This is a genomic window from Salarchaeum sp. III (assembly GCF_036418315.1).
Lineage (GTDB): Archaea > Halobacteriota > Halobacteria > Halobacteriales > Halobacteriaceae > Salarchaeum.
This window is the reverse complement of sequence record NZ_JAZHPG010000027.1, coordinates 454,497-472,539: the sequence shown is the minus strand read 5'-3', so window position 1 is coordinate 472,539 and position 18,043 is coordinate 454,497. Positions and strand designations below refer to the sequence as shown.

Sequence of the window (18,043 nt, the reverse complement as noted above, 5' to 3'; positions counted from 1 at the left end):
GGTATGGAACTCGAACGGCGAGCGTTCGCCGGCGTAATCGGTGCGGCGGGCGCGAGCGCGCTCGCGGGGTGTTCGTCGCTCACCGGCGGCGGGCGGAGCGAGGAGACGGTGACTGCGACGGAGCCGAACGCTGACGGGACGGGGGCGGTCGGGGAGCTTCGGTATCTCATCGAGACGGAACAGGGCGACAACGACATCGGGATACAGCTCACCAGAATGGCGACGGGTACCGCGAGCAACGACGAGGGTAGGTTCACGTACGTCACGGCGACGTACGATTCGACGGCGAGCGATCGGTCGGCGTTCGTCAACGAGGTTGGCGTGTTCGCGCGGAGTTACGCGACGTACGTCGGTGCGGGCGGCGAGGCGGCGACGGACTTCACGGTCACCGTCGAGGACAGGTACGACGGGCAGCCGACCTCGTTCGGCATCGCCCGAAAGTGGGCGCGGAAGTACAACGACGGGACGTACTCCGCGAACCAGTACCTCAACGCCATCGTGTCAACGTTCGCCCACCCAACCACGACGAGTGGCGAGACGGAATCGAACACGTCACGCAGGGGTGAGAAGTTATAAGGGTTCGTAGCCGCCTGATTGGAGTGATGCAGGTATCGTTCGACGACTGGCAGTCCGGGCTACGCCGAGTGTGGCCGGGGCGCCGCGCCCACCTCCCACTCCGGGTCGCGCCGATGCTTCTCGTCGGGATGATACTGCTCGTTCTCGGCGTGTTGAGCACGGCGGCGTTCTGAGATGTCGTCGGAGACACCGAGCACGAAGGAAATCGAGGCGGTGAGTTGGCTCGTTTCGCGGAGAATCTGGGCGAGCACGATAGTGTTCGCGGGCGTGCTCGTCGCGCTCATCGCCGTCATGGGTGTCGTCCTCTACGACGCACCACTGCTGCATGGGTTTCGGCGGAGCGTGTCGAACCCGATAGGCGTGCTTTCCATCGTCCTGTCCGCCCGCGCGGTCGCGTTCGGCCTCGCGCAGGGCCGGCGGGACGCCGCGGTCGCGCGTGGCGAGCTCTCGATCGCAAGTGACGCCTCGTTGATGGGGATGACGACGGTCGCGGCGTTCTCCGTCATCGGCGTTATCGCGGCCGGCGTCGCGTTTCCCCTTCTCGTCGAGACGACGGAGCAGTTCACGTACCTCGCAATCGGTATCGCGGCGCTCGTCGTGCCCGTGAGTTACCCGATACTGGTCTACCAGCTCGGCCAGCGCACCGCCACCGACCGCTACAAGCGCGGGTTCCGCGTTCTGCCCGCCGTCTGGCACTACCTCTGGACGCTCCCGCTGGTCGTGCTCGCGTGGTACCTCACGCTCGGCGTGGACCCCCTTCCCGTGACGGGTGAGGCCGCTCGGCTGTTCGACGCGCAGACGGTGTTCGTGGACGTGTGGACGCTTCTCTACGTCGCCATCGGAACGCCGACCCTCCTCGTGTTCCTCTATCCGTTCCGCTGGTACGCGGAGCGCGTCGTCCGCGTCGTCCTGCCGTCGTAGGCGGCGGCCCTTGATATTTAAGGCATCGGGAAGTGTAGCGGGTGCTAATGGCCGAAACGAAAGACTACCTCCCCGATAGGCTCCCGGGCTTCCGCGACATCAAGCCCCGAAATCAGGCCGCACTCGTCATTCTCGCGGCGTTCGTCGTCAGCATCGCCGTCGCTGCGGTCGCGACCGTCGCGCAGGTCCAGCCGAGCCACGTCATCCCCGTGCTCGGCAGCGTCGTGTTCCTGCTCTTCCTCGGCGCCAGCCTCGTCGTCTTCCGCGCGATGTTCGTCGCCGCACAGAAAGCCGACGGCAGCGTCCAGACCGCGTTCACTCATCCCGCGTTCGCCGTGCTCTTCCTCCTCGTCATCTTCGCCGGCGCGCTCTTCCTCGGCTTCCTCAATCAGTACGTGTAGCCGGTAATCGGCACACGCGTACTCAGTAGATTTCTGGTCAACACGAGGGACGTATCCGCAGCAACACAGACCAACGCCGTTCGAGCGGACGCGTGGGCGAAGAAGATATGCGCCGGACTGGGCGACGTACGAGGCAGAGATACATCGCGGAGAGCGGTACACGGGGATACGGAGTCTATCGCGGCAGCAGTGCGGCTACGGCGAAACGCACGCCTCCATAGCCGTGGTCCTGTAACTGTCGCCCTGAGTTCTTGCGGTGTCCGAGTTACAGGGACAAGAATAGCATGACGCGATAAAGAAGGCTCTCCCTGAATATGCGCTCCACTCGATGAACCAGGATGCGTCGCTATCAGGTGTTGCGTCCGAAAGAAAAACCGCGGCGTGTTCGGAAGTGAGAGTCCGGCTTAGAGGCGGACTGCTTCGCCGTCATCCGCGTCAGCGAGGGAAGCCGGGACGTTGAGCGCGAAGACCGTTTCAGCGCCGGACGAGGTCACGAAGGTGAGGTGGACTTCTTCACCGCCCTCTAGGGCTTCAAGTTCGGTCACTCCATCAGCGCCAGTGAGATTGATGCTGACCTGGAAGCGGTCGTTCTGAGAGTTGAGGACCGGGACGGTGTCACCCTCGTCCGTCACCGCACTGACGTTGAAGTCCTCATTAGTGAGGGTCGTGGCACCGCTCGGGCCCGTCCATCGAATCGTGGTCTTACTGACGTTGATTGGGTCGGAACCCGGCGCAAGGCTCACCGAGATGGTAGTCTGGTTGATAGCCTTAGTATTATTCGTCGTGTTGTGGTGAACGATTCCGGTCGCGGCGCTCACGTCGAGGCGGTCCGTAACGCCGGACTGGGCGTCTTCGCTCGTTGACTGCGCGGATGTCTGAAGCATGCCTGCCGTGTTGATGAGGACGCCGGCTGCGAGTGCAGCGACGAGAATCATCGCGATGAACACGACGAGCGTCTCGATACCGATCTGACCCCGGTCTTTTTCGAAGTCGGGGCGGGGAATGCTGATGTCTACCATGATTGGGTTTTAATGGGTTGTTTAGCGGTCCGTCAGCGACGCAGTCACACAGCCTGCGCGCCGCCTGTACCAGCACTCAGACGCGGCATGTACATAAACTCATTGGCTAAATCAGAGGCCGATACCGGGGTTTTCAAGACAGATAGGTAACATTTCAATCAGGGGTTTAGGATCGAAGTGTGGTGGGTAAGGGAGTGGTTAATGACTACGCGACACCAGGAGAGGTGACCGTAACTGAGTCTCCCGTAGCGTTGGTGAAGATGCGGACGATGCCGCGGTCGGGCCCACTCGCTTCCATGTACGCGAGTTCGTCATCAGGAGCGACGAAGACTATCTCGTAATCCCCGTCGGAATCAACATCGTAGGTTCCTAACGTGCGCTGGTTCATCGGCGAATACGAGTCAGAGTTGTTCAGGGGGTCAGTCGTACTGGTCCACTGACTGTCACGATACTCGGCGAGGTTGATATAGCCGCTCCCGCTGACGAACGGGACTTCGTCGTATCCGTCATCGTCGAAGTCCCGCGGAGTTCCGATGTTCAGATTACTGTTGCCGGGATAGCTCCCGGACGCCTCGATTGTGCCGTTCTGAGTCAAGAGCTGGAGAGAACCGCTGGAGGAAGTGAACACGAGTTCGTCTAAGCCGTCGCCGTTGACATCAGCCACGCCGGCGATGGCGCGCGCGCTCTTGTCGTAGATATTCTGAACCTGACCGTCGGGAGTAACCCTGTAGATAGCGGTGTCGTTCCCGAAGAGAATGGACTGTTCGCTCCCGTTCCAGCTGCCGACCGCGAGTCGAGTTCCGTCGTCGTCGGTGTACGATGTTTGGAGGATAGTTCTGGTCGTTCCGTTTCCGTACGCGATGTGTAGTTCATCGTTCTGGGTGGTGTAGGGTATATCAGCGGTCCCGTCGTTATCGAAGTCAGTGGCGGGACCGAGGCCGATGAGACTGCTAGTGAGGTTTTCGGTCGAGACGTAGGTGGTGATGGTACCACTGTCAGCGTGGAAGATGTTGACGGACCCGGCGTAGACGATTTCACCGGTAGCAGTCCCTCCCCCGTAGAACGGGAACGTCAGTAGTGACCGTTGTTCGTTGGAGCGGACGATGACGCGGTGTGCGCCGTTGTCGATGGTGGTGTTGAGGGTGATGCGGGCGACGTTGCCGGGGCGCCAGTAGTCGCCGTCGAGGACCGTAATAGTGGTTTCTTGAACGAATTCGCCGTCGATGAGGGTGTCGACGCGGTCGGGGTTTGTGGAGAGGACGTTCGCGCCGGTGTTCTTGACGAGGAGGGTGACGGTGGTATCGGAGGCGTTGTAGATGGCGTCGGAGCCGGGGTCGCTGATGATGGCGAAGTCGGTGTCGAGCGTTTCCGCGTAGTCGTCGCCGGTGTCGCGGATGGCGTTCGAGACGTCGTTGGCGACGCCGGTGGCGGTGCCGGCGAGCATCACGGCGACGGCGACGGCGGCGATGAAGAGGATGACGTGGGAGGCAGAGACGCTGGCCATCGATTAGGGACGTTTCGTCGCACGAACGGATAAGCGTTGAGGCAGACCGTTTGCGGGTTAGTCGGCCGTGTGGACGGTGAGGCGTCCGCCGCAGCGACCGCAGGCGTACTCGCCGGGGTTCCGGACGAGGCGGGATTCGCGGTAGCGGGGGAGGCGGTGCTCGCAGTCGGTGCAGACGACCCACCACTCGGGCGGGGTGAACCGCTGGCAGTGCGTGGCGGTGTTGAGGCGGTCGGCGAGTCGCTGGAACCGCGGGCCGTGGCTGGCGTCCCCGTGTTCGGCGACGAGGTGGGCGTGTGCGAGTTCGTGGCGGACGGTGCTGGCGACGGCGTGCCAGCCCTGGTTTTCGAAGAGTCGCCACGCGAGCCGAATCTCCAGGGGTGTGTCGTCGCGGTAGCGGAGGACGCCGGCGCGGCGCTTCGCGCGCGTGCTGACGGACCACTCCAGGTCGGAGACGGCGACGGAGAGGGAGTGGTGGGTGACGGCGTCGCGGGCGTACACGCGGACGGCTGCGAGGAACTCCTCGTGGGAGCACGGCGGCGCGACGGCGTACCACTCGACCTCGTTCACGACGGAGAGAAGGGCGCGCAGCGGATATAGAATGCGGGGTCGACCGGCGGGGTTAGAAGACGAACGGGCCCTGCTGGCGGATGGGTTCGTCGTGGGGTTCGCCGGCGACGGCGACGAGACGGAGGGCGTCGTCGGTTTCGACCTCGAATTCGCCGTCGTCGGTGGTGGGGACGACGTCGCCAACGCCGAAGTCGTCGCCGTCGACGGTTCCGTCGCCGCTGACGCCGTAGAGGAAGCCGGCCCAGTCGTTGGGGACGCTCCACGTCCACTCGTCGGTGACGCGCACGTCGAGGTACTCCATGTCTGTGTGGAGGCTGAGTGGGGAGCCGTCGCCGACGACGGTCGTCACCGTGGCGCCCTCGTGTTCTTCGGTCGGGAGGTCGGCCTGGCTCGCGTCCTCGTAGTCGGCGTCGATTTCCTTCTTCTCTCGCGGGAGGTTCACCCAGAGCTGGAGGCCGTTACAGGAGCCGCCGTCGGCGGGGAACTCGGAGTGTTCGATGCCGCCGCCGGTGGTGATGCGCATCGCGTCGTTCTCGTACGCGGTGTGGCTGACGCCGAGGGAGTCCTCGTGTTCCATCCCGCCGTCGATCATGTAGGAGACGATTTCGAACCCCTTGTGCGGGTGCATCGGGAATCCCTTGTCGGGGTCGATGTAGAAGCGTTCGAAGAGGACGAACGGGTCGAGATTGTGTGGGTAGTTGTTCGTCGGGAACGCACGGTTCGAGTTCACGCCAGTTCCGTGCTGGACGGTCTGTCCGGCGACCGGTTCGGACCGTCGTTCGGGGTCGTCAGTAGACATACAGAAACGAACCCGCCCAATACTGATAAGCATCACGTAGCCGGAAGTCGAAAGACATCATCTCACAAACTATAATTCGCTATTCCTCGTTGAGAGTTTCTGAATGCCCCACTATAGGCACTTTCAGAATGATTGGTTTTTCTACTTGAACGTGCTACAGAGAACGTTCATACCCGTGGCGGCGGTAGAATGGACTGCACTATGAGCGACTACGAACTTCCCGCGTTGCCGTACGACTACGACGCGCTCGAACCGCACATTAGCGAGCAGGTGCTCACCTGGCATCACGACACCCACCATCAGGGGTACGTGAACGGCTGGAACTCCGCTGAGGAAACGCTCGAGTCCAACCGCGCGGACGGCGACTTCTCCAGCTCCGCCGGCGCCATCCGCAACGTCACGCACAACGGCTCCGGCCACGTGCTCCACACGCTGTTCTGGGAGTCCATGAGCCCCGAGGGAGGCGACGAGCCCGAAGGCGACCTCCGCGAGCGCATCGAGGAGGACTTCGGCTCCTACGACGCGTGGAAGGGCGAGTTCGAAGCGGCCGCGTCCGCCGCCGGCGGCTGGGCCCTCCTCGTCTACGACAGCCACAGCCAGCAGCTCCGTAACGTCGTAGTCGACAAGCACGACCAGGGCGCGCTCTGGGGCGCGCATCCGATTCTCGCGCTCGACGTCTGGGAGCACTCCTACTACTACGATTATGGCCCCGACCGCGGCGACTTCATCAGTAACTTCTTCGACGTCGTCGACTGGGACGAGCCCGCGAGCCGGTTCGCGGACGCAGTCGACCGCTTCGAGTAAGCGGACTCGGTTCCGTCCGCGGTGACAGTCGGCCCACGGTTGGCACCTTTTCGGAACCCCACCGGGGTTCCACCCGTCTCTACATCTCGAATGAGTCCCGCGTACGCGAACAAAAATGAAGTAGCGTCGTTCAGTCGTCAAAGGGGTCGTCGGTGACGGTGCCCCAGTCGCCCCGGTAGAAGGTGAGGGGATTGGCGGTCTCGTCGAGGACGGCGGCGTGTTCGGCGCGGCCGGCGTAAATAGTGTGGTCGCCGACGGTGAACGTGTCGTGGAGCGTACAGTCCACGGCGGCGAGCGCGTCCTCGAAGACGGGTGCGCCCGTCGCTTCGGTGGTCGTCGCTTTCTCACCGAACGGGTCGCCGCCGTCGGTCATGCCCGCGAAGTGTTCGGCGAGGCCGCGCTGCTCCGTGGTGAGAATATTGACGGCGTAGCTGTCCGTCTCGGTTTCCTGGAGGATTCGATGGGCTTCCGTGCCGTGGTCCAGTGAGACGAGGACAACGGGCGGGTCGAGGCTGAGACTGGCGAAGGCGTTGACGGTGATGCCGTGCGGCTCCTCGCCGGGGAGGGTGACGACGGTAACGCCCGTCGCGAAATTACCGAGGACGGTGCGGAAGGCGTCCGCGTCAACCATCACGCCCCACCCTCGAGCTCTGCTGGTTCGAGGTCGATGCGTGCGTGACGACGCTGATACGTCATACCCGAAGAGTAGGGCTAGAGGGAGAAGAGCGCTTCCTGCAGACGCGTACAGCAGTCAGTTAGAGAGGTGTTCGACGACCGCGGTGTCGGTAACCGTAACGTCGTCGTCGACGAGCACGCAGAGTTCGTCGCCGCCGCACGCGAGGGTGAGTTCGACTTCGAGCGGGTCCTCGGACACGACTTCGGTGTGGCGGTCGCTCACGCACCAGTCGAAGTGCCAGAACGGCTCGGTGTTGAGGTCGACGCCGCGCTCGGAGTGGAAGACGAGGACGTGCGCGTCGTCGAGCAGCGTGACACCGACAGTCGACTGAAGCTGATAGCCACAGCGCGAGCAGACGTGGCGAACGGCGACATCGAGGTCGTCTCGGTCCGGGTCGCGGACGAGACTAGTGTCCACGCTTCCCGTGCACTCGGGGCAGACGCCGTCCGCGGCGAGACAGTAGTGGTGGCGGACGTAGTGATGGAACGCCTGCAGCAGGTCTTCGGTCGTCCGGTCGTCCAATCCGCCCGACGGGAACGGATAACTCACCTGAATGGTGGCGCACTCGGTGCAGCCGATGGTGAGCGTGTCGTCCACGTACCAGCCGTGCAGACTCCCGCCGCAGTCGTAACACGACCCCGTAACCGGGAAGAACCCGAGTTGCGCGCGCTCCGTCAACGTCCCCGTGAAGATGGAGCTCACGACCTTCCGCCCCGGATAGCGGAACGCGTACCCCTCCTCCGTCTGCTTCACGAAATGGCCAGTGAGCTTCCGGAGATGATAGTTGAAGTTCGCGCTATCCTCGATATCCACACGCTCGAAGAGGTCCGTGAAACTCACCGGCGCCTCGTCCGCCCCGAGTTCAAGCAGCGCCTGCAGAATATCCACGCGCGTATCGTTCCCCAGCACCGAAAACACGTCCGCGGGCGGAATGCGCTCCTCCGTCCGCGGCGTCGCCACGCCACCCTCTCCGGCAGCCGACTCCGCATCCGAATCCGCATCCTCGCGCGCGGACCGGTCGAACTGACTCATACCCCAAGCATGGACGACCGGCCGGTAAAGCGTATCGGGACCCGCGAGAACCCATGGCAGAACCTGAATGGGGCCCTGGCGGAACGGTACGCCACGGTCGTCGCGGATTTTCTGGGTTCGAGTTCACTCATCGGTCGTCCGGAAGGTAGTTCCGGCGCTGATTCGCTTTTTCACGCGCGCTCCGCCGGTCAGTAACACCTCCCTTTTTCGCCGTTTACTATAGCGCGTAGAGTTCAGTGCAATCGGACCTGTTCGTGCCATCGGCACGAGGCACAGAGCGTGTCGGGATAGCTCGCCAAACTCAACCGAGGAAATGACCGATTCCAAGGAGGCGAACGGCGTATGAGACACGCATCCGGTTGGATGGACGGCCTCGACGAACGAATCCTCGAACACATCTCCAGCGTTCACATCGCCGGGCCGGGCGAGATTGCACGACGATTATGACGGCCCACGACCTCGCGGCGTGTTCGCGAGCGCCTTCGTGTGTTGAGTCAGGCAGAGTACTGTGCGCCCGTGATACCAACAGTACGAGATTACAGGGCTCGGGGCAGCGTACCTTTCCGGAAATGTACGGGCCGATCTTCTTGTTCCTGTTCCGTCATCTCGGCGCGTAGGGCACGTGCTCGGCTAATTGATCCAGTCTCGAGTACTCTGAGAAAAATCAACGTTATCGGAGGTATCGATAGTATAGTGGAGTTTTCCATCTGTTCTCTCGGTGAAGAAACTAGCATCAACACAGCTTAGCAGCGATAGGATTCACTCAGTTTGGATAGATATATTGAGCGAAAAATTAATTCAGTAGAAAGAATACCTCGTTAGTAATGACGACTTCGGACGACGATAACCCAGAGACAATTTATGAGACAGCTAAGGAGTACGGTGCCACCGGCGATTCAGTCAATATTGACATCAATTTCAGAATCATCAAACAATTCTCGGAACAGCTATACGATAATCCCCGTCGAGCAATAGAGGAGCTTGTCTGCAACAGCTATGACGCTGGCGCAACAGAATGCCACATCAACACCCCCGGCGAGGTAGGCGATTCGTTGTACGTCCTTGACAACGGGAACTCCATGGACATGGAAGGCCTCCAATGGCTCTGGAACGTCGCATCTAGCCGGAAGACGGAGGAAGGTCGGACAGAAGGCAGTAGACAGCAGATCGGGAAGTTTGGGGTGGGAAAGCTTGCTTCCTTCGCGCTCGGTTCTCGGCTTACGTACGCAGCGACTACCGGAGAGACAACCAGAGTAGTCTCTGTACATCAGAACCGACTGAAGGGGAGCGACCGGGCTCAAAAGGATTTTGATGTATATGAATTCCCGAAAGGAGAAGCGGAAGAGTACTTGGGAAACTTCTTCCAGGAGGTCCCGAATCCGTGGGAGCGGGAGTGGGATTCTTGGACGCTCGCAGTCGTAGAGGAAGTTCCAGAACGAAATGTTGGTAATAATCTTCAGCCGTGGCATCTGAAGAACATGATTCAGACAGCGATCCCAACATCGACAGATTTCACTGCATATCTGAATCAGGAGAAGATTAAGGAACGAGATCCTCACGGGGAAGAGGTGTTTAGTGTAGATGTTACCAGTGACGAGATGGTTGAACGAATTGAAACTGTACTTAAAACGTATTGGTCGACTCACCACGACATAAGCCCGGAGGAGGTTGAGGAAGAGTTGTATGAAGTGGAGCTAACGACCTTCAAAGATCCTGAGAACACCGATGAAAGGCTCGCGGGCTTGGAAGTGCCAGTTTTGGGAAAAGTCTCAGGGGAAGCCCGCTACTTTGACCGGCCTCTAACAACTACGAAACGACGGGAACGAGGATTTCAGGATAACGGTTTCCGCATCCATGTGCGAGGGAAACTGATAAACAAATCAGATCCGCTCTTCGGCCTAGATCCTCTAAGTCACAGCGTATGGGCCAATTTCTTAGGAGAGTTCGAGATGCCAGGGCTTGACGAGGAAATTCGAGTCCAAAGAGACCAGTTAAAAGACGAGCCGGCTACTCACATTGCAAGGAGGATTGCAAGGCAGTCTTTCCAAGAAGTTAGGTCGCAGAAGAGACGTGCAGATGCGGAAGACGACGACGAAGGAGAAGAGGGTGAAAGCAGCGAGAACAGTCCCTCCACCGGCCCTGCTGTCCAACGGTCATTCTCAGAGCGGCTCCAAGAGCGTTCAAGACCATATGCGTACGATGCTGTAAGCGGCCTTCATACGCAAGGTAGTAATCTGGATATAAACTTGAGCGAGGTGGAAGTCAAACTCAGGCCGTTAAGATCCACAGATCGGGCAGTAGAGTTCGATAGCGATGACTCCGTTATTATCATAAACGAAGGTCATCCGCTCATAGACACGCTTCGTAGCACTAGCGATTTCACCCAGAATATTGAGGACGCCTTCAAAGAGATTCTAGCTGCACGGCTGCTTATTCACGGTTACCTCCGAAACAGTGGCGCAGATGGTATGGCATTAGCCGCGAGCAGGCAAATCTTCGACTCAGTTCTCAGGAGCGCAGCAGGAACGCTAGGGGCTGATGAACTTCGCTATCAACTGGAGGAGTTAGATGATGCAAGTACTGTAGGTGGGACACGCTTCGAGAATGCTGTCGTCGATATTTTTCAGAACGTGGGACTTGCCGCAGCGCAAGAAGGGGGGCCAGACACCCACGACGGTATCATTGAGATTCCTCAAGTTGGAGAAAATTACCGCGTATCAATGGAAGCAAAGGGATCTCAAGGAGTCGTTTCACACGCCCAACTGAGCTTCGATTCTGTAAATAGACACAGAACGGAGCAGAACTGCGACCAAGCAGTAGTTATCGCTCGGACGTTTCAGACAGAAGGGCGGGAAAATAACCGAAGTGCCCTGCTCAGGAATCTGGATTCAGACATCAATGAAGGGGCAGTAGAGAATATATCCCTGATGACGACGAGAGCGATGGAGACGTTCCTAAAACTTCACGACCGCCAGCCGTTCACTTATTCCGAGACGATAGAGATACTCGGAAACGAGGAACACCCCGATAATCTCCCCGATCGAATAGTTGAGGTCTGGGAAGCCAAACCTACCGACGAATTGACTGAGCAGATTATTGAGATCGGACACGAGATGATGGAGACTGATCCCACCAACCCGCCGTCAGTTGGAGGTTTGGCATATGATGAGCGTCTCCGTGGGACTGAAAAAGAAGAGATCGAAAAACGACTGGAGTCCCTAGATGTTCTGACTGCCTCGGTGACCAAGGAAGAGAATACTTTCGAGATAGATGCGCCTCCGAAGACCGTGCTTCAGGAGGTGAACAGCACAAGCGCATCGGTTGACGATGCGCTGAACGGCGACCTAATAGTTTCTGAGGAGGAAACCGAGGAGTAGTTTCCAACGCAGCCTTGCTTCCGAAAGGTTGACGTCCTTGACGTCCCCCTCTATAGATAGAAATGAGCCAGCAGAGTGAACCCTACGAACCTCTTGACCTGCCGGAAGTCGAGACATACACTCATCGAGCTCACCGGTTCCCCGGTAAGTTTCACCCACCCCTCATTGCGAAGGTTCTGAGGGATCACCCGGAGCATGACGTCGTCGCCGATCCAATGGCCGGCTCGGGGACGCTGGCTGTAGAGGCGATTACAAGTGGCAGGGATACGATTTGCAACGACATTGACCCTCTTAGTTCGCTAATCACGCGAGGAAAGACCCATCCCACCGACCCAGATCGACTACGTTCCTTAGCAAGCGATATCCGTGAGGCGACGGACTTCCCTGAAAGAGGAGACTACACTGAAGAGGAAGCTAAGACCCGCGTAGAAGAAAATCTCGAAGGAACTGAGTTCGTAGTACCCACAAACCTTCTTCACTGGTTTGAGCCTTTCGTCGCTGTCGGATACTCACGTCTACTCATCACGGCCCGCGATCACGTCCCTGAAGAGGACGATCAGATGTGGGACGCCATTCGGACAGCGCTCGCAGCGATGGTACGGCAAATTTCCCGTGCGGATCCGGAGCCTGTTAGTGGACTAGAGGTTACGAAGGTTCGCCGAGAACAACTTGAAGAAGGAGTCGACTTCGATGTTGAACAATCTTTCAAAAACGTATCTAACCGACTCGCGAAGGGGTACGAAGACCTACGTACGGTAGACGACCTTGGGAACGCGGACGTATTCCGAGGAGATTCAAAGAATTTCGCAGGCATGTGCCGAGATTCGGGATATAACCCGACTATGGTGGTGACGTCCCCGCCCTACTGTAATGCCATCGAGTACTCCCGCCGTCATCGGCTGGAATACGAGTGGCTTGGGCTATTCAACAATAGCCCCGACAAGAATGCCCGTGAAGAACGGCTCGATGAATCACGTGACTTCTTCGGTAGCGTGAAGCCAAAACAGGACACGCTACGGTCCCTAGATCCGGTTCCACTCACGGAGGTAAGTGAGGTTACTGCAGAAATCGAAGCGGAGGGCCACGAGCGAAAGGCGAATCTCCTCAGGAAGTACTTCCTCGATGCATTCGATTGGATTGAGCAGATCCACAAAGTTCTCCCCCAAGGGGGCGTATTCTGTCTCATCATCGGGCCAAGTACTTCCTATGGAAGAGTAATAAATACGCCAGAGTACCTCAAAGAAATCGCCGAGAGACAGGGGTTCGTAACTGAATCCGAACGGAGTTACAAACTAGTAAACAACAAAATGCAGTACCCTACTAATGGAGCGACCACTGACACGGAGACGCTGTACACCTTCCGAGTTGAGTGACACCATCCTCGGCAAACATATAACCCGATTTGCGTCTTCTTGGCCAGGTTATCACGAAGATCGATTGCGGGGAATTTCTTCCACCTACTCGGGACGTACGTAGTTTATCCCAACGGAGTCAACTCACATCACAAGGTCATGCGTATTAGCGGACACGTGTTGAGCGAACGGCTGTGTACGCAATCGCGTTAACGGCGAACGGGTAAACGGTGTTTGAGGATATTTTGAAGCATAATGGACTCAGAGCAGGCGGAACTCCCGAACGACGGGACGCCACAGACTCTTGACCTCGACACGCTCGAGTCCCACCTCTGGGAGGCAGCCGATATCCTGCGCGGCAGCATCGACGCAGCCGACTACAAAAACTACATCTTCGGCATTCTCTCCCTGAAACGCGTCAACAACCGCTTCAACGAAGAAACCGAGGAAGCCGTTGAAGAGGAAGGCATCGACGAAGAGATCGTGCGGAAAACCCGGGCCTTCCTGAGGCTCCCTCCCCTACCTGTTCGCACTGTAGACTTACCCGTCGTCCTCCCCGTTCAGCACGTATTCACGTAGCTCCTTAACCGTTTCAGCGATTTCGTCAGGCTCCATCATCTCTACGCGGCGTACAGTAAGCTCCTCCCGAAGGAGAGTCGTGGTGCGACTGACGACGTGACTATTGGACGGAGGATCCGAATAGTCGCCGGATTTCTTCACGTCGTCCAGCGCTTCGTGGCAGAGAAGGTCTGCACAGGCGTGCGTGACGGGAATATACCGAGCGAAGTCGTGGTCAAGGATATCGTTCGCGAGCTCCTGGAATTCGAGAACCTTCTTCGTTCGACTGTAGTCTCGATCAGCCGGATCGTCGGTGTCACCAGTCTCGTAGGTGAGTTCTGCCGCCCACCAGAGCCGATGAAGTGCGTTCGAGTAGATGTCGCTCCCTGCTTTCAGAAACTTCTCTTCCATGTTCCCGGGACTCTCTGGATCAAAGACGTGATCCCAGCGATAGTGGACGAAGTCGGGGAATCGAACGAGGCACAAGTAGTGCCAAAGTCCAGCGTCGGCAGCCTCGTACCGGGTCAGATCCAGCGTTCGATGAAGCGTCGGAGCGAGTTCCGCGTCAATTTCGCTGTCGTGGGGATCAATACTGTCGTCGTCCCGTATCTCCTGGATACGGTCGTCAATAGGAGTGAGGTCAACCGCTTTACCGATCGGGTTAAGGTAGGGCCGAACGTCAGACTCGGTTAAAGTGCGTTCTCCGCTGAGAACGGCGTTGTCAACCAGGGGCTGGGCGGCACTGTTGAGGTGGTAAATTTCAGTCGTCATTCTGGATCGCCTCTTCGATGAGTTTGGTCGTGTCAGCAGGAATGTCGTAGCGGCGGTGGACGGCCCGTTCGATTTTCTGGACGAGGTCGGGAAGATCCTCTATCGTACGGATATCTGACGCGAGCTGAACCGCAGCTGCGTCGTCGTCATCTTCCTCCGGGTAGAGATCGTCAAGGAAGAGCTCCAGAACGTCCTCCTGCCAGCTATACTCCGGTTCACCAGTGTCAGGATTGGTGTCTCTAGCGGTCTGGAGGATGAGCTGAGTCCAGACCGAATGTTCGATGTAGTCGTAGAGGATGTCGCGAAGACGAGGGGGGCCACCTGTCGATCCCTCGTTTTCGAGGACTTTGATGACCCGCGAGTGTTCACGGTTGAGGTAGAGTTGAGGATTGCGGGGCTCGTCAAGACTCAGGTAGTGAATGTGTTGGTCATCGGGGAGGCGGTCGCTGTCACTGAAATCCTCGATGACAGGCATCAGAAGACCGCCGGCGTCCGTCTGCCGATCAAGGTCAATCGTCCAAGGAACACCGTTAGCCAAGCGAGAACCAGCTTTCGAGGCACAGTTGGACGCCGTAGGTTCGCGGTCAGATGCACGTACGAGATGAGGTTCAATAGTAACGGTTCCACGGTGCTGGTTCCGTGGGATGTCGATACTGAACTCGTAGGTGTCCGGTTTGGTTGGAGCGTCGGCGAGGGAATGGCGGTCGCGGCTAATCGCAAGCGGGTTCGTCTTCACGAGGGCAAGTCGACCCGGCGGGTCGTCCCACTCCTCCGTCGGGAACACCTCTTTGATCGTGTCCGACGCAACGTCAACTGTGCCGGTCAGCGTGAGTGTTTGCCAGTTGGATTCGTCAACGAGGGAGAGATATCGATCGGATTCGTCTAAATCGCCTCGCCCGTCAAGAGGCGTCCCGTCCAACTGGATCGTCTCGACAGTGAATTCGATCTCGTCTCTCGCGTAACGGTGCGGAAGAGATTGTGCTACGAGGTTCCCGGTTTGAAGCTCCACTTCCGGTTCTTCGTCGGTCTCAGTAGCGTTGTTATCCATCGCTGCCATTAGTTCTCACTCCGGTCGGTCACACCAGCCGATACTTTGATCCGAGTCTCAACACGCCGAGTATCTTCCTCTGAAGTCCCCTCAAACGTGAGAGAAGTAGTCCCTGGAGGGGCGTTCAGTTGTCCCACTTGAACACCGTTTTCGTCCGGGAGCGAAATCGAGACTCCCGTCGTGTCGGAAGAGATGTTTCGAACGGGTAATCTGTCGTTCGTCGCTCGCTCTTCGGCCATACGAACTAACGAAACCGTGACCTGGCGGATCTCTTTCTTGTCGCTCACCGGCTCTATCTCGCCTTCAAACTGCCAGTGATCGTAAGTCTCGTCGAATTGGATGTCGGTTGTTCCGGTGACCCGTTGACTGGTCGGTGACTCACGACTGCTGGATCCCCCCGTTCGTTCATTCCCGATCTTAAATCGATTTCCGAGGCGTTCCGGACCAGCAGCACCTCTATCCACGTTTGGAGCGACGAGCGACCGTAGTTTGTCGGTAACATCTGGCTTGATGCCCTCAACTGCGGTTCGGAACCCTTGCTTGTACGTGTTCGCGAGTGTTTCCGTTCGCCGCCACTCGTCGTGTTGTGGTGGTTCAGCGGCCGTTAAGAACTCTTCAACCACTGTATCTGCGTCAGTAGGTTCCACTCCAGTCCCCCACGGTCGTGCTAGTCCCCCTATCAGAACGCCGTGGAAGTCCTCGTTACCGACAACAACCTTGTCGCGGTCGTAATATTCTACGACCATTCCCGCTCCGCGGATGAAAGCTACACTGTTTCGGCGGTACCCCTCGTCGGATCGCGCTCGACGCACGAGTAAGTCAAGGGTGCCGTCCGTCGCACCACTCCCGCCGGCTTTAGCAGGGACAGAGAGGTCAATCGGTTCTTCCACGACCTCTCCAGGACCGTCGAGCTCGTCAGCGGTATCCGGACGAGCGTCAAGGCAGGCAGTAAATGGAGTATATTCGGGATGTTCGGAGATACTAGCGTGGTTGGTTTCGGACTCGGTCTCGACAGTAACCTCAAGGTTGCCACGATAAATCGCCGGCCAGAACCATTCAATCGCTTTCTCGGTGATCTTATCGGCGAGTTCGTCGTCGGGAAGGCGTTCTTCTGCGGTCGGAACCCGGAAGTCAACGACCTGGATGCTCGTTCCCGGAGTGTTCGGACGATCTATCTTGAGTGACTCAGCGAGATGTTCGGCTTCCTCACCCCAGATCGATTGCGGTCGAGAACCATCAGCACCGTCTACGTCACCGAACCACCCATGTCCCTGATATACGGTTTTCCCATCGTTCGATTTGTGGGTAGGAAGCCGAGTGCGACCGATGAGACGTGGAGAGTCCGCACTGGGATCGGGCTCGCTAAGAGTAGAGTTGAAGAGCACCATGGAGAGCCCCGAATACAACCAGAGGACAGCTTTACCCAGACCGTAGCTTCCGCCAGAAGTATCTCCAGATTTGCTACTAAACAAGACGTCACGGACGAGTGCCGTGAAATTCGACTGATCCGCATTTTCCGCTCCGAGAAGTCCCTCTGTGTTTTGATCTTCGATAGTAAGAATACGAAGAGAGCGGTCGTCTTCGATCCGAGATATGGACTCCGCAAGGTGTTCACCGCTTTCTGTATCGGTAGCGAGGTTCGCGTGCTCAGCCCAGGTGTCGACATCAAGGGCATCCAGATACGCCTCAAGCTCGTCACCTTCGAGGGTTTCGATGCGGAAGGTTACCTGAGCAGGATCATCGTGGTTAAGCCGGGCGTCGTTCGAGTTTTGGAGGACTTCACGGACGAACGTCTTGAGCCCCTGTTCTCCGTTCGACATCGCGTATTTCGCGACATCGTCGCCGTATCGGGCGTCAGTTGGACGCGATGTCGTAAAGCCCCACGCGCCACTCATCGGTTACACCAGTCGTGGGAGGAGAAGCCCCCCGAAGTAGGACAGATCTGTGTGAAATCGTTCATAACCGGTAATCGATTGCGCCATATTATAAACATTTACTGTTCTGATAAATCAGCAATCAGAACACCCCGAGGAGTACAGACGGGAGGTCGCACTATAGCTGGTCAATCGGCGGGCAACCGGCGGATAGGAAGTGAGCTCCGACGAGATCGTACCAGACCTCAGAACGTTCCCGAGACCGGATACGAGACCGAGGAGCCAAGTCTGGAAGCGCCGCAATCGAGAAAATCGAATCCTTACCATACGTGCTCTCAAGAGAGAAGAGCCGGCTCGCCGGCGTTTCGGTCGTTCCCAGATATGTAAGCGTCTGTCCCCAGTGGGGAGCATCGCCTTCTCGCGACCAAACACGAACAGCACACGCGGGCGGTAGCTCCACAGTGGCTCGATCCGCGAGTCGTCGCGGGGAGCTCCACTGCAACCCCATCCAGCGTGGGCTTGTCGTCGCACGCCACGCCTGCCAGCTCGGTGTCGGGTACGAATTCGACTCGGAACGTGTCTCCAGCTCCGACACAGAACCATCGTCCGCGGATCTGTCGTCCAGGGGAGTTCGATTGAGTTGGACACTCGGTGTCCAGCCGGTTTCTCGTCGACAGACCGCGACGAGAGCAGCTTCAATAGCACGGCGGTACCGGTGGTTAGCAGCAATCGGGGGAGCAGCGGTCGACACTTCAACACGG

General features: G+C 58.4%; 17 protein-coding genes. 8 read left to right on the top strand and 9 right to left on the bottom strand.

The window, feature by feature from the left end:
* The first annotated feature begins 3 nt into the window (after positions 1-3).
* From U3A55_RS13260 to U3A55_RS13245, 4 genes are read left to right on the top strand one after another with little or no spacing between them, the layout of a single operon-like run.
* Positions 4-576 carry a hypothetical protein gene (locus tag U3A55_RS13260; protein WP_330991975.1) on the top strand — a complete coding sequence of 191 codons (573 nt, stop codon included), beginning with the start codon at positions 4-6 and terminating at the stop codon, positions 574-576.
* A 26-nt stretch (positions 577-602) separates the two neighbouring features.
* Positions 603-749: a hypothetical protein gene (locus U3A55_RS13255; protein WP_330991974.1), complete on the top strand. Its 147-nt coding sequence runs from the start codon at positions 603-605 to the stop codon at positions 747-749.
* A gap of 1 nt (position 750) precedes the next feature.
* Entirely contained in the window at positions 751-1,497 is a 747-nt protein-coding gene (locus U3A55_RS13250) for a hypothetical protein (protein WP_330991973.1), read from the top strand.
* Positions 1,498-1,544: 47 nt separating this feature from the next.
* On the top strand, positions 1,545-1,898 hold the full coding sequence (locus U3A55_RS13245; RefSeq protein WP_330991972.1) for a hypothetical protein: 354 nt from the start codon (positions 1,545-1,547) through the stop codon (positions 1,896-1,898).
* A gap of 404 nt (positions 1,899-2,302) precedes the next feature.
* Here U3A55_RS13245 and U3A55_RS13240 read toward each other — a convergent pair whose 3' ends face one another.
* The 4 genes from U3A55_RS13240 to U3A55_RS13225 form a co-directional block, all read right to left on the bottom strand.
* Entirely contained in the window at positions 2,303-2,917 is a 615-nt protein-coding gene (locus U3A55_RS13240) for an archaellin/type IV pilin N-terminal domain-containing protein (protein ID WP_330991971.1), read from the bottom strand.
* Between the two features lie 205 nt (positions 2,918-3,122).
* The gene (locus U3A55_RS13235) at positions 3,123-4,421 is read right to left on the bottom strand and encodes a hypothetical protein (protein ID WP_330991970.1); all 1,299 of its coding nucleotides are present in this window, start codon (positions 4,419-4,421) and stop codon (positions 3,123-3,125) included.
* A 57-nt stretch (positions 4,422-4,478) separates the two neighbouring features.
* Positions 4,479-4,991, bottom strand: coding sequence for a SprT family zinc-dependent metalloprotease (locus U3A55_RS13230; RefSeq protein WP_330991969.1), 513 nt, complete (start codon positions 4,989-4,991; stop codon positions 4,479-4,481).
* Positions 4,992-5,043: 52 nt separating this feature from the next.
* Positions 5,044-5,790, bottom strand: coding sequence for a pirin family protein (locus tag U3A55_RS13225; protein WP_330991968.1), 747 nt, complete (start codon positions 5,788-5,790; stop codon positions 5,044-5,046).
* A gap of 201 nt (positions 5,791-5,991) precedes the next feature.
* Here U3A55_RS13225 and sod point away from each other — a divergent pair, with 201 nt between their 5' ends.
* On the top strand, positions 5,992-6,594 hold the full coding sequence (gene sod / locus U3A55_RS13220) for a superoxide dismutase (RefSeq protein WP_330991967.1): 603 nt from the start codon (positions 5,992-5,994) through the stop codon (positions 6,592-6,594).
* Between the two features lie 130 nt (positions 6,595-6,724).
* On the opposite strand, the gene U3A55_RS13215 is transcribed toward sod, so the two are convergent.
* On the bottom strand, positions 6,725-7,225 hold the full coding sequence (locus U3A55_RS13215) for a flavin reductase family protein (protein ID WP_330991966.1): 501 nt from the start codon (positions 7,223-7,225) through the stop codon (positions 6,725-6,727).
* Between the two features lie 120 nt (positions 7,226-7,345).
* Positions 7,346-8,302 (bottom strand): winged helix-turn-helix domain-containing protein, encoded by a 957-nt coding sequence (locus U3A55_RS13210; RefSeq protein ID WP_330991965.1) that lies wholly within the window; start codon positions 8,300-8,302, stop codon positions 7,346-7,348.
* Between the two features lie 824 nt (positions 8,303-9,126).
* Between U3A55_RS13210 and U3A55_RS13205 the strand changes: the two genes are divergently transcribed.
* The 3 genes from U3A55_RS13205 (at position 9,127) to U3A55_RS13195 (ending at position 13,610) form a co-directional block, all read left to right on the top strand.
* The gene (locus U3A55_RS13205; RefSeq protein ID WP_330991964.1) at positions 9,127-11,679 is read left to right on the top strand and encodes an ATP-binding protein; all 2,553 of its coding nucleotides are present in this window, start codon (positions 9,127-9,129) and stop codon (positions 11,677-11,679) included.
* Positions 11,680-11,741: 62 nt separating this feature from the next.
* On the top strand, positions 11,742-13,052 hold the full coding sequence (locus U3A55_RS13200) for a hypothetical protein (protein WP_330991963.1): 1,311 nt from the start codon (positions 11,742-11,744) through the stop codon (positions 13,050-13,052).
* A gap of 234 nt (positions 13,053-13,286) precedes the next feature.
* Positions 13,287-13,610, top strand: a complete 324-nt coding sequence (locus tag U3A55_RS13195; protein ID WP_330991962.1) for a type I restriction-modification system subunit M N-terminal domain-containing protein — start codon at positions 13,287-13,289, stop codon at positions 13,608-13,610.
* On the opposite strand, the gene U3A55_RS13190 is transcribed toward U3A55_RS13195, so the two are convergent.
* The 3 genes from U3A55_RS13190 to U3A55_RS13180 are packed head-to-tail and all read right to left on the bottom strand — an operon-like array spanning position 13,572 to position 17,228.
* On the bottom strand, positions 13,572-14,360 hold the full coding sequence (locus U3A55_RS13190) for a DUF6339 family protein (protein WP_330991961.1): 789 nt from the start codon (positions 14,358-14,360) through the stop codon (positions 13,572-13,574). The genes U3A55_RS13195 and U3A55_RS13190 overlap by 39 nt on opposite strands.
* Entirely contained in the window at positions 14,350-15,417 is a 1,068-nt protein-coding gene (locus tag U3A55_RS13185) for a hypothetical protein (RefSeq protein WP_330991960.1), read from the bottom strand. The genes U3A55_RS13190 and U3A55_RS13185 overlap by 11 nt, the downstream gene beginning before the upstream one ends.
* The gene (locus tag U3A55_RS13180) at positions 15,417-17,228 is read right to left on the bottom strand and encodes a hypothetical protein (protein WP_330991959.1); all 1,812 of its coding nucleotides are present in this window, start codon (positions 17,226-17,228) and stop codon (positions 15,417-15,419) included. The genes U3A55_RS13185 and U3A55_RS13180 overlap by 1 nt, the downstream gene beginning before the upstream one ends.
* Positions 17,229-18,043: the final 815 nt, after the last annotated feature.

Coding starts and splice junctions, on each gene's coding strand:
- U3A55_RS13245 (WP_330991972.1), top strand. CDS start 1,545: ATGGCCGAAACGAAAGACTACCTCCCCGATAGGCTCCCGGGCTTCCGC.
- U3A55_RS13200 (WP_330991963.1), top strand. CDS start 11,742: ATGAGCCAGCAGAGTGAACCCTACGAACCTCTTGACCTGCCGGAAGTC.
- U3A55_RS13195 (WP_330991962.1), top strand. CDS start 13,287: ATGGACTCAGAGCAGGCGGAACTCCCGAACGACGGGACGCCACAGACT.
- U3A55_RS13250 (WP_330991973.1), top strand. CDS start 751: ATGTCGTCGGAGACACCGAGCACGAAGGAAATCGAGGCGGTGAGTTGG.
- sod (WP_330991967.1), top strand. CDS start 5,992: ATGAGCGACTACGAACTTCCCGCGTTGCCGTACGACTACGACGCGCTC.
- U3A55_RS13225 (WP_330991968.1), bottom strand. CDS start 5,790: ATGTCTACTGACGACCCCGAACGACGGTCCGAACCGGTCGCCGGACAG.
- U3A55_RS13235 (WP_330991970.1), bottom strand. CDS start 4,421: ATGGCCAGCGTCTCTGCCTCCCACGTCATCCTCTTCATCGCCGCCGTC.
- U3A55_RS13210 (WP_330991965.1), bottom strand. CDS start 8,302: ATGAGTCAGTTCGACCGGTCCGCGCGCGAGGATGCGGATTCGGATGCG.
- U3A55_RS13205 (WP_330991964.1), top strand. CDS start 9,127: ATGACGACTTCGGACGACGATAACCCAGAGACAATTTATGAGACAGCT.
- U3A55_RS13215 (WP_330991966.1), bottom strand. CDS start 7,225: ATGGTTGACGCGGACGCCTTCCGCACCGTCCTCGGTAATTTCGCGACG.
- U3A55_RS13260 (WP_330991975.1), top strand. CDS start 4: ATGGAACTCGAACGGCGAGCGTTCGCCGGCGTAATCGGTGCGGCGGGC.
- U3A55_RS13185 (WP_330991960.1), bottom strand. CDS start 15,417: ATGGCAGCGATGGATAACAACGCTACTGAGACCGACGAAGAACCGGAA.
- U3A55_RS13240 (WP_330991971.1), bottom strand. CDS start 2,917: ATGGTAGACATCAGCATTCCCCGCCCCGACTTCGAAAAAGACCGGGGT.
- U3A55_RS13190 (WP_330991961.1), bottom strand. CDS start 14,360: ATGACGACTGAAATTTACCACCTCAACAGTGCCGCCCAGCCCCTGGTT.
- U3A55_RS13180 (WP_330991959.1), bottom strand. CDS start 17,228: ATGTCGAACGGAGAACAGGGGCTCAAGACGTTCGTCCGTGAAGTCCTC.
- U3A55_RS13255 (WP_330991974.1), top strand. CDS start 603: ATGCAGGTATCGTTCGACGACTGGCAGTCCGGGCTACGCCGAGTGTGG.